An 11,834-nucleotide genomic window follows, 5' to 3' on the forward strand; every position below is an offset into this window, starting at 1 on the left:
TCATGGAAAGTAAACTGCTCGAATATTACAACCGTGAGCTGGCCTACCTGCGCGAAATGGGGGCCGAGTTTGCCGAACGCTATCCGAAGGTCGCCGGGCGGCTGGGCATGCGCGGCATCGAAGTGGCGGACCCGTACACCGAACGCCTGATGGAAGGCTTCGCCTTTCTCACCTCGCGCGTGCAGATGAAAATGGACGCGGAGTTTCCGCGCTTCTCCCAGCGTCTGCTGGAGATGATCGCGCCGAACTACCTTGCGCCCACCCCTTCAATGGCGATTGCGGAAATTGAGCCCGACAGCAGCCGCGGCGATCTGAGCAACGGCTTTATCGTGCCGCGCGGCACCATGATGGACAGCCTGGCGCTGAAGAAAACCGGCGTAACCTGCAGCTATACCACCGCGCACGAGGTTAATCTGCTGCCGCTGAAAATCGACAAAGTGGAACTTGGCGGCGTGCCCGCTGACCTGCCGCTGGCGCAGCTCGGCTTAAGCCAGCGGGGGATCAACAGCGCCCTGCGGATCCGCATTGCCTGCGACGGCCCGCAAAACCTCGGGCACCTGAATTTTGACCGGCTGGAGTTTTTCCTCAGCGGCCCGGACATTGAGGCGCTGAAGCTGCTGGAGCTGGTCATGGAGCACCACGCCGGGATTGTCTGCCAGACGGTCGGCCCGCAGCCGCAGCGACAGCTGCTGGCAACGGATGCGCTGCGTCAGGAGGGCTTTGCGCCGGACCAGGCGCTGCTCCCGGACGATCTGCGCAACTTTGACGGCTACCGTCTGCTGCAGGAATATTTTGCGTTTCCGGCCCGCTTCCGCTTTATCAGCCTGAGCGGTCTGGGCGCGCTTATCCAGCGCTGTGAAAACGAAAAAGCTTTCGATATTTTCATTCTGCTGGATAAGACGGATGAACAGCTGGAGCGCGTGGTCGACGCCAGCCATCTGGCGCTGCACTGCACGCCGGTCATCAACCTGTTCCCGAAAGTGGCGGCCCGGCAGAAGCTGAATGAAGGGCAGCATGAATACCATCTGGTGGTCGATAATATCCGCCCGCTGGACTACGAAATTTACGCGGTAAATAAAATTTTTGGCAGCGCCGATGGCCAGCGTGACGACCAGACGTTTCGTCCTTTCTGGAGCACCTGGAGCGGCGACGCGGGCAACTACGGAGCCTATTTTTCCCTGCGCCGGGAACAGCGCGTGCTCTCTGAGCATGCCCTGCGCTACGGCACCCGTACCGGCTATATCGGCTCGGAGGTCTTTGTCTCGCTGGTGGATGAGCAGCATGCGCCGTGGCAGGAAAACCTGCGCTACATCTCCGCCGAGGTGCTCTGCACCAGCCGCGACCTGCCGCTGATGCTGCAGCAGGAGCTCGGGCAGTTCATTATGGCCGACTCCATGCCGGTGAAATCCCTGACTCTGCGCAAAGGCCCGACGCCGCCGCGTCCGGCGCTGGCGGAAGGGTTCAGCACCTGGCGGCTCATCAGCCAGCTGCAGATGAACTATCTCAGCCTGATGGACAGCGAGAATGAAGAGGGGGCGGCGGCGCTGCGCCAGCTGTTAGGGCTGTACGCCAACCTGGCCGAAACGCCGGTTGCGCGTCAGGTGGAGGGGGTTCGCCACTGCGTGCTGGAGCCGGTGCACCGCCGCGTGCCCGAGCCCGGACCGGTCGTTTTCGCCCGCGGAATTGGCATCACCCTGACGGTGGACGAGCGTGCGTTTTCCGGCGCCAGCCCGTGGCTTTTCGGCAGCGTGATGGAGCGCCTCTTTGCCCGTCTGGTCACCATCAACAGCTTTACGGAGTTCACCCTGAAAAGCCAGCAGCGCGGCGAGATAGGCTACTGGGCGCCGCGCATGGGTAAAAGGGCGCTGGTATGAGTGACGCTGCGACCGCACCGCTGCGCGTGCATCGCCTGACGAAGCTGCCGGATACGTTCTGGCACGGAGTCCGCGAGACGCCCTGGCGCTACGATCTGTTTCAGCTGTTAAGGCGCATTGATGCTCAGGGCGGCGAGCGCTACCCGCTGGGACGCGCGCCGCTGCCGAAATTTGAGCCGCTGCGCATTGGCCAGCAGCCCTCAATGAGCTTTGCGCCGTCGACGCTGGCCCAGGTACGACAACGCGAGGAAAGCGGCCTGCATGAGGTGTCGATCCTCAGCTTTGGCCTGTTTGGCCCGAACGGCCCGCTGCCGGTGCACATGACCGAGTACGCCCGCGAGCGTATTCATCATCACCAGGACACCAGCCTCAGCGCGTTTGCCGATCTGTTCCATCATCGCCTGGCGCTGCTGTTTTACCGCGCCTGGGCGGACGCACAGCCCGCCGTTTCCCTCGATCGCGCCGACAACAGGCGCTTTGAGGGCTACCTGGCGTCGCTGATTGGCATGGGGCAGCCGGGTCAGATGAACAAGGGCAGCCTGAGCGCCCATGCCCGCTTTACCCACGCCGGGCACCTGACCCGTCACGGGCGGGACCCGGAGGGGCTGGAGAAGATCCTGCGCGACTATTTTAAAGCGCCGGTTAAGCTGGTGAGCAACGTGCCGCAGTGGATGCCGCTCTCCGCGCGCGAGCAGGCGCAGCTGGGAGCAGGACGCCGCATCCCGCGCATGGGGGAATCCGCTTTTCTCGGCGTTGCGGTGCGAGACGTGCAGCATAAGTTTCGCATCGAGATTGGCCCGCTGAGCGCGCAGGAGTACAACCGTTTTCTGCCCGGCGAAGCGTGGGTCACCGAGCTGCGCGACTGGGTGCGCCAGTACGCGGGGATTGAGTTTGAATGGGAAACACGGGTGATCCTGCGTGAAGACGCGGTGCAGGGCACCACGCTCGGCGGCACCGGGCGATTAGGCTATAACACCTGGCTGGGGCATCAACCCCAGCCTGTCCCGCGTGGCGATCTGGTGTATCGCGCAGAGCGGTAATCCTTCCGTATACCGAATCATTGTTAATGGAAACTAACATGTCAGAAATTAGCCGTGCCGTGCTTTTCGGCAAACTGGATACGCTGTTATTTACCTCTCTGGAAAGCGCGACTGCCTTCTGCAAGCTGCGCGGCAACCCCTACGTTGAGCTGGTGCACTGGCTGCATCAGCTGATGCAGCAGCAGGATGGCGATCTGCAGCAGGTCATCCGCCATTTTGCCCTCGACGAACAGCAGCTGACGCGCGATATCGTGGCGGCGCTGGACGCCCTGCCGCGCGGGGCAAGTTCCGTTTCCGATCTCTCCGAACATATCGACAGCGCCGTGGAGCGCGCCTGGGTCTTCGGCTCGCTGAAGTTTGGCGTCAACCGCATTCGCGGCGGCCATTTGCTGATCGGCATCCTCAAAACCTGGAACCTGGCAAACGTGCTGAAAAGCATCTCATCGCAGTTCACCCGCCTTAACGTCGAGGTGCTGATTGAGCAGTTCGACGCGATTTGCGCCAACAGCAAAGAGACGCAGCAGGCCGCTGCCGCCGTCGACGCGCCCGCGGGTGCGGTCCCGGCGGCGCAGGGTACGCTGGCCCAGTACGGCCAGGACCTGACCGCCCGCGCTCGCGACGGGAAGATTGACCCGGTTGTCGGGCGCGACGAGGAGATCCGCCAGATGGTGGATATCCTCATGCGCCGCCGCCAGAACAACCCGCTGCTGACCGGGGAAGCCGGGGTCGGGAAAACGGCGGTGGTGGAAGGGCTGGCGCTGCGTATCGCCGACGGCGACGTCCCGGAGCCGCTGCAAAATATCCAGCTGTGGCTGCTGGATATCGGCATGCTGCAGGCCGGCGCGGGCATGAAAGGCGAATTTGAAGCCCGTCTGCAGGCGCTCATTAACGAAGTCCAGTCCAGCGCCACGCCGATTATTCTGTTTATCGATGAGATCCACACCCTGATTGGCGCAGGCGGCCAGCAGGGTACCGGCGATGCGGCGAACCTGCTGAAGCCGGCCCTGGCGCGCGGTCAGCTGCGCACCATCGGCGCCACCACCTGGGCGGAATATAAAAAGTACATTGAAAAAGACCCGGCGCTGACCCGTCGTTTCCAGACGGTGCAGGTTCACGAGCCGGACGAAGCGAAAGCGATTCTGATGCTGCGCAGCACCGTGTCGCCGCTGGAGACGCACCACCAGGTCCTGCTGCTCGACGAAGCGGTCAGCGCGGCGGTGAAGCTGTCCCATCGCTACATTCCGGCGCGTCAGCTGCCGGACAAAGCCGTTGCGCTGCTCGACACCGCCTGCGCCCGCGTGGCCGTCAGCCAGAGCGCGCCGCCGGCGCAGCTGGAAGACTGCCTGCGCCATCTTGCCGCGCTGGACGTAGAAATTGAGATCGCTGAACGTGAAGCGCGCGTCGGTGCCGGTGATGCCGATCGCGTAACGGCATTAACCACAGAGCGCGACGCGTATGAAACAAAACGCGAAGCCCTGTCCCGGCGCTGGGAAGAAGAGCGCAGCCTGGTGCAGGAGACTATCCGCCTGCGCGCCGCGCTGTTTGCGGCGGGCGAGGAAGAGACCGCTGAGCTGCGCAGCCAGCTGGCGGAGCAGCAGCAGGCGCTGAACGCCTTACAGGGTGACGAGCCGCTGCTGTTTGCGGCGGTAGATGAAAACGTGGTCGCCGCGGTGGTCTCTGACTGGACCGGGATCCCGCTTGGCCGGATGGTGAAAAACGAGATCGACGCGGTACTCAACCTCGCCGATACGCTGAACCAGCGCGTTATCGGCCAGCGTCACGGGCTGGATCTCATTGCCCGCCGCGTGAAAACCTCGCGGGCGAAGCTGGACGATCCGAACAAACCGGTGGGCGTATTTATGCTGTGCGGCCCGTCCGGCGTCGGGAAAACCGAAACCGCGCTGGCGCTGGCGGAATCCCTGTACGGCGGCGAGCAGAACGTTATCACCATCAACATGAGCGAGTTCCAGGAAGCGCACACCGTGTCGACGTTAAAAGGTGCGCCTCCGGGCTACGTGGGCTATGGTGAAGGCGGCGTCTTAACCGAGGCCGTGCGCCGCCGCCCCTACAGCGTGGTGCTGCTGGACGAAATTGAAAAAGCGCACCCGGACGTTCATGAGATCTTCTTCCAGGTCTTTGACAAAGGCTGGATGGAAGACGGCGAGGGGCGCCATATTGATTTCCGTAACACCATTATTATTCTTACGTCCAACGTTGGCACCGAGCTGATCGCCGCCATGTGCGCCGACCCGGAACTGATGCCTGAGCCGGACGCGTTAAGCGGCGCCCTGCGCCAGCCGCTGCTGGAGGTGTTCCCGCCTGCGCTGCTGGGCCGTCTGCTGGTGGTGCCGTATTATCCCCTGAGCGACGCGATGCTGGGGCAGATTGTGCGCCTGCAGCTCAGGCGCATTCAGCGTCGTCTGGAAGAGAATCACAACATAATTTCTGAATTTGACGACAGCGTGGTTGAACAGATCGTTCAGCGCTGTACCGAGGTAGAGTCGGGCGGGCGTATGGTGGATGCAATTCTGACCAATACGCTGCTGCCGCAGATGAGCCAGATTTTACTTACCGCCAGCCGCAGCGACGAGCAGTATCGTCGTTTGCACGTTACCTGCGAGCAGGGCGAGTTCCACTGTCAGTTTGCCGCGTAATAATCATCAAGAGAACTGTAAAAGATGACGGATAATGATAACAATCGGACTGTCCCAAACGCGCTCCCGGTCGGGTACCGTTTCAATGAGTTTGAGATTAAAGAGGTAATTGGCGGCGGCGGATTCGGCATCGTCTATCGCGCCTGGGATCACCAGCTCGAACGCACTATCGCTATCAAAGAGTTTATGCCTTCCTCCCTCGCCGTGCGCGGCGAGGACATGACGCTGGTGCTGCGCAGCGAGCGCTTTGGCAAAGCCTTTTCCGCGGGCCTGAACAGCTTCATCCAGGAAGCCCGCCTGCTGGCGCGGTTCAACCACCCGAACCTGCTGCACGTGCTGCGTTTCTGGGTACAAAACGACACGGCCTACATGGGAACGCTGTTCTACAGCGGCACCACGCTTTCACGCCTGCGCGAAGAAAAGCCGGAGCTGATCAACGAGGCCTGGATTCGCCGCACGCTGCCGATGCTGTTCGGCGCGATCAAGACCATCCACGATGAGGGCTATCTGCACCGCGACATCTCGCTGGATAACATTCAGATCCAGGATAACGGCCTGCCGGTGCTGCTCGACTTTGGCTCCGCGCGCCGCACCATCGGTAACCTCTCCGACGAAACGGAAACCATGCTGCGCCCCGGCTTTGCGCCGATTGAGCAGTACACCGACGACAACGAGAGCGAGCAGGGCCCGTGGACGGATATTTACGCCCTCGGCGCGGTGCTGCGTACCCTGATTGTGGGCTCTCCGCCGCCGGTCAGCGTGGTGCGCTCCATTCAGGACACCTGCAAACCGCTGGTGGAAATCATGCCGCAGGGCTACTCCATCCCGCTGCTGCAGGCCATCGATCGCGCGCTGGCGCTGCACATGGAGGACCGTCCGCAGTCTATCGACGAATTCGCCGCGCTGATTGAGATGCCGGTCGCCGGGATCAACGATGTGCTGACCGCCAAAAAGACCGGCACCATGCTGGTTCCGGTTGAGGAAGAGAAGCCGGCTTCGGCACTCGACTGGCGGCGTTACAAGATCCCGGGCATGGTTGCCGCGGGCGTGCTGGTGGGTGTTGTCGCCGGCGCGATGCTGTTCAGCGGCGGCAATGATGCGCCTGAGCAGGCTGCACAGGCCCCGGCAGAGACGCGTCCGACTGAAACCGCCGCGAACACGCCAGACGTGAAGCCGGAAACGGCGAAGGCGAGCGAGCAGGCGGCGCAACAGACGCCACCGCCTGTCGAGAGCCCTGTTGCGCTGGTCTATATCCGTATCCAGGACGGTGAAACGCTGAAAGTGAACGGCGAGCCAAAAGCGCTGCGTCCGGCGACCAACGGCTATGCATCGCTCAAGCTGCCAGCCGGTGAGACGAAAATTGAACTGCAGGGTAACGGGAGAACGCGCAGCCAGACGCTGGAGATCACCAAGCCGGGCACTTGGCTGGTGAATCCGTAGAATTACGCTCAGTCACAGATGCGAACCTCTTTTCTGAATCGCATAAGCTAGATGGAATAAAGATTATGCTCAACCGAATTACCGTTCAGCTCCCGGTGGAGGGGCTTCTGTTCTGGAAACTGACGGGCCGCGAGGCGATGTCCGAGTCGTTCGCGCTGACGCTGACCGTGCTCGGCACGGACGCGCGCATCGACCGCAGCAGGCTGCTCGGCCAGCCGGTCACGGTGACCATCCCGACGCAGAACCTGCTGAGCTCCCGCTACATTAACGGCAAGATTACCCGCGTGGCGGTCAGCGCCGTTGAGCTGACGGGCACGCGCTATGCGGTGTACCAGCTGACGGTGGAGCCGGACCTGTGGCCGATGAAGCGCGACCGCAACCTGCGTATTTTCCAGGGCCAGACGGTGCCGCAGATTGTCAAAACCCTGCTGGGCGAGCACCAGGTTAACGTTGAGGATAAACTCACCGGCAGCTACCGGGTGTGGGACTACTGCGTGCAGTATCAGGAGTCGAGCCTGGACTTCATCAGCCGCCTGATGGAGCTGGAAGGGATTGCGTATCACTTCAGCCACGAGGCGGACAAACACACCCTGGTGCTCACCGACGCCGCCACGCAGCATCAGCCGTTCAGCGGCTATGAGGTCATTCCTTACCACCAGACGCCGTCCGGCGGCAGTACGGACGAAGAGGGCATCAGCCAGTGGGCGCTGGAGGACAGCGTGACGCCGGGGATTTACAGCCTCGACGACTATGATTTCCGCAAGCCGAACGCGTGGCTGTTTCAGGCCCAGCAGAACCCGGCGTCGCCGAAGCCGGGGAGCATCGACGTGTACGACTGGCCGGGGCGCTTTGTGGACAAAGGTCACGGGGAGTTCTATGCCCGTATCCGTCAGGAACGCTGGCAGGTTGAGCATCAGCAGATTCAGGCCACCGCCACGGCGGCGGGTATAGCGCCGGGGCATACCTTCACGTTAACCAACGCGCCGTTCTTCAGCGACAACGGCGAATATCTGGTGACGGCGGCGGGCTACCACTTCGAAGAGAACCGCTATGCGAGCGGCGAGGGGGAGACCATTCACCGCACCGATTTCACTGTCATCCCGTCGGCGGTGGTGTACCGTCCTGCGCAGAGCACGGCGTGGCCGCGCACCTACGGCCCGCAGACCGCGAAGGTGGTGGGGCCGAAGGGCGAGAGTATCTGGACGGACAAATACGGTCGCGTGAAGGTGAAGTTCCACTGGGACCGGCTGGCGAAGGGGGATGACACCAGCTCCTGCTGGGTGCGCGTGTCGAGCGCGTGGGCGGGCCAGGGCTACGGCGGGGTGCAGATCCCGCGCGTCGGCGACGAGGTGGTGGTGGACTTTATCAACGGTGACCCGGACCGTCCGATTATAACCGGGCGCGTGTACAACGACGCGAGCATGCCGCCGTGGGCGCTGCCGGCTGCGGCGACGCAGATGGGTTTTTATAGCCGCAGCAAAGATGGCCATAAAGACAATGCCAATATTCTCCGTTTTGAAGATAAAGCCGGTCACGAACAGATCTGGATCCATGCAGAGAAAAATATGGATACGGATATTGAAAATTCTGAAACCCTTGATGTTGGTGTCGATCGTAGAAAAAACGTCGGACAAGATGAAAATATTACGATCAAGCGGAACCTGAAATCAGAGGTAGGAAATAATGAAACGCATAATATTGGTAACAAGCACGTTATAAACGTTGGGAAAGATCAAACTGTTTTGACCATGGATAAAGAAGGTAACGCGCTGCTGGAATCTGTGACCACGATTAAACTTAAAGTTAAAGACAACTATATTCTGATCGCCCCGGATACCATTGAGATTCACGTAGGCGAAGGCAACCTCAAAGCAGAGGCTGTGGAACAGGCCATCTTCAAAGGTAATGAACTTACGAAACTGGGTGATGGTATTAATACCGAGCTCAAGGCAAATGATACGGTGAGTATAACGGGTACCAACCTGACCGATATTAAGGGCGCGATTGTAAAAATTAACAGTTAATCTGCGTACAGAGAACGCTATTATGGGAAAACCAGCCGCCAGAGCGCGCATTGATTCCAGCGCACATACTGGCCCAATTCAAAGCGGAAGTCCCAACGTCATTATTGGCGGCTTTCCGGCGGCACGAAAAGGCGATCCGCTTTCATGCTCTCAACATGGTCAGGGAAGTATTCTCAGCGGTTCAACAACGGTATTTGTGAACGGCTTACCTCTCGCCAGGGAAGGTGACAAGACGGTTTGCAATACCTCAGCGACGCCTGCGGTCGCAACCACTCAACCCGCACCTCCGCAATATTGGGGAGGGACGGCGGCGAAGGATGCGGGTAAAGATGGTGCTATACATGGTGATGTTTACGACGCCCGGGTGCTCGGCGCCTATGCAAGTCTGGAAGATAAATCCGGCTTTGGAAAACCCGATACGGCATCAGCCGGATTCGCGCTTGCCGATATTACGGTCGGCAATACAAAAAGCCAGGATAAATATAAAGGCGAGGTGCGTACAAAAGTAGGGGTGGCGAATGCCAGCGGCACGTTAGTGACCGACCGGGCCGATTACGGGGCTATTAACCTCAATGCCAACGCCACCGCGATACAATATGGCGCCTCGGGAAGCATCGGAAAAGAAGGGGAGCAATATGGCGGCGTTGGCGGGGATGTTTACCTGGCAACCGCTGAAGCGAAGGCCGTCAGTGAAATGTACGGCGGTAATAAAGGGCGTTATGGTTTTAATGTTGAACTTGGCGCAGAAGCTGCGGCGGTCAAAGGAGAGGCGACGGCTAAAGCCGATTTTTATGGCGTAGTCGTTGCCGATGGCAAACTTTCAGGGAGTGCAGGGAGCGCTGGCGCTTCTGCTGGCGTGGGAACCTGGATTGATAGCACGGATTATTCATTTAACCTTAAGGTGTCAGGTGAGCTTGCAGTGGCGCTCGGTCTGGGAGGGGATGCCAGTATCAAATTTGCGCTAAAACCGATCCTTGACTGGATTTATGACGATGATGAAAGTAAGCCGTCTCCAGCGGCGGGCAGTGGCGATGGTGTGATTTTGACGGGCTGTGTTACAGTCCTGATAGGAGATTAAAATGTGTAAATGGGGAACGTTGTGATGCATTGGTTTTTCTTTCTTCTCTTTATGATTTGGACACTAGTGCTAATCTGGAATGGAAAAGATTTATTTAACAAAAAACAGTGGCTCCTGGCGGGGTTGATGTTCGTTCTGGTGTTAGTGGCTACGGTCGTCATTGGCTTTACGTTGAAATGGCTTGCTCAGTCAATGTCATTGTTTTCCGTCGCAACGGCCAAACAGTATTCTATCATTCTCTCTATGTCTTTCCTGTGCGTCTGGGGATTAAAGGTCACCGTAGTGCTGCTCTGTACGCTATTTTCCGGGATTATGGGGGGGCACAAAAGATACAACGCGGACAATTATGAAAAATTATCGTCTATGACACGTGCCGTGGCGCCTGGCTTACTTATCTTTGCTAAAAGCTTAATTAGCTTCGGAAGCTTCCTTATGTTTTCAGGATTATGGCTTAAGTAAGCGTGACGAGTGAGGTTGCATAATGGTTACTGAAAAAACGTATCTTTTTCCTCTTGAGATGAAAGACCAGGAAAAAGAGATTCGGGAAAATTTCTGGAAATGTCTCTATACCTCTGCAGAAAAAGAGATGCTTCACTACTGGCTGCTGTTACCAAAGAATGTTAAGCCAGCAGAAATAAAGCCAGTCACGTTTCAGGAGGTTGGACTGACGAACATCGGCAGATATATCACCGATGACACCGGCCCCTATATTGAAGTCTGGGCGGCATACGAACACTGCCAGTGGGAGATGAATGCGTCAGATTGGCTAATCAACAAGCTCGATTTAATGGGTGAGAAAATTCTGAACCAGAGGATAATCACGCATCCTTCAGGAAGTGGGAAGTTTGCGGATATCCTGTCCATTAAAACGATGCCCTCGGGTGATGAGGTCATTTCACGGTATACGGTGCAGAAGGATTATAACCCAGTAAGTGGGGGTGGGAATTACTTCCTTTTGAAAACGGCTTGTGCTTCGAAGGATTACAATACGACTGCCGATACTATTTTCCTGATTGCTATCAACTGGGATTTGATGCATCGCAGCAATTTGATGCTTTCAGAACTGTTGAAAACAGTCAGCCTGAGCAATAAAAATGACAGTGGTTTTAAAATTCCGGATTCATGGCAGGTGCGTACGCTGGATGATAATCGTCTGGTAATTGAACATACGATAGGTAATATCAACCATGGAGTGATTAACTTCTGTCTCTTCCGTCAAGCTGATTTTCCTTCTGTGCAGGCTATTTTCGAAGAAGCAACCGCGCGCTTTAACCGCCACGATAGTGCGGTCTCTCTTACTACGTCGGACATCACCAGCATCCCAAATGATATTAATCTCACGTTTACAGGCGATCTTTATAGCTGTACGGGAGAGGTTGTCAGCGCTGCTGAGAATATCAGGGCTTTTTACGACATGCGTATTTTTGAAATTAATGGTTTATGGTGTTACGTTGAGGTGGTTGGGCCTCATCGTAATCATCGGAATTATTCTTACGAAGCCAATAAACGATGCATGGAAATCATTCTTTCTACATTTCATATAGAAAAATTGTGACTTCACAATATTAATTTAATGCCCTCCAAACAAAGCCACATAAAATGTGGCTTTGTTTTGTTGCACAGGAAGAATATCTTACCGCTACGCATTGTCATATCAACAGCATAGCCGCCAGCGTATTGAAGATGAGTTAACTTCTGGCACTGAGATTAGTCCATAGTGGAAT

The 11,834-nt window shown here is 57.8% G+C and carries 8 protein-coding genes; all 8 read left to right on the plus strand.

All coding sequences use genetic code 11. The annotated features are described in order from the left end of the window. The first annotated feature begins 2 nt into the window (after positions 1–2). Positions 3–1,874 (plus strand): type VI secretion system baseplate subunit TssF, encoded by a 1,872-nt coding sequence (tssF, locus tag UTO39_RS01400; protein WP_320726253.1) that lies wholly within the window; start codon positions 3–5, stop codon positions 1,872–1,874. Next, a complete protein-coding gene (gene tssG / locus UTO39_RS01405; protein WP_320726254.1) occupies positions 1,871–2,914 on the plus strand; it encodes a type VI secretion system baseplate subunit TssG in 1,044 nt (347 codons plus the stop codon). The genes tssF and tssG overlap by 4 nt, the downstream gene beginning before the upstream one ends. Positions 2,915–2,952: 38 nt before the next feature. Further along, positions 2,953–5,568 (plus strand): type VI secretion system ATPase TssH, encoded by a 2,616-nt coding sequence (tssH, locus tag UTO39_RS01410; protein ID WP_320726255.1) that lies wholly within the window; start codon positions 2,953–2,955, stop codon positions 5,566–5,568. A 24-nt stretch (positions 5,569–5,592) separates the two neighbouring features. Continuing rightward, complete coding sequence (locus UTO39_RS01415) at positions 5,593–7,008, plus strand: serine/threonine-protein kinase (RefSeq protein WP_320726256.1); 1,416 nt, start codon at positions 5,593–5,595, stop codon at positions 7,006–7,008. 65 nt (positions 7,009–7,073) lie between these two features. Beyond that, positions 7,074–9,032: a type VI secretion system tip protein TssI/VgrG gene (locus UTO39_RS01420; protein WP_320726257.1), complete on the plus strand. Its 1,959-nt coding sequence runs from the start codon at positions 7,074–7,076 to the stop codon at positions 9,030–9,032. Between the two features lie 22 nt (positions 9,033–9,054). After that, positions 9,055–10,110 carry a PAAR domain-containing protein gene (locus UTO39_RS01425; protein WP_320726258.1) on the plus strand — a complete coding sequence of 352 codons (1,056 nt, stop codon included), beginning with the start codon at positions 9,055–9,057 and terminating at the stop codon, positions 10,108–10,110. A gap of 24 nt (positions 10,111–10,134) precedes the next feature. After that, on the plus strand, positions 10,135–10,569 hold the full coding sequence (locus tag UTO39_RS01430) for a hypothetical protein (protein WP_243865780.1): 435 nt from the start codon (positions 10,135–10,137) through the stop codon (positions 10,567–10,569). Positions 10,570–10,591: 22 nt separating this feature from the next. After that, on the plus strand, positions 10,592–11,665 hold the full coding sequence (locus UTO39_RS01435) for a hypothetical protein (protein WP_320726259.1): 1,074 nt from the start codon (positions 10,592–10,594) through the stop codon (positions 11,663–11,665). Positions 11,666–11,834: the final 169 nt, after the last annotated feature.

The organism is Enterobacter sp. 118C5 (assembly GCF_034107645.1).
Taxonomy (GTDB): Bacteria; Pseudomonadota; Gammaproteobacteria; order Enterobacterales; family Enterobacteriaceae; genus Enterobacter; species Enterobacter nematophilus.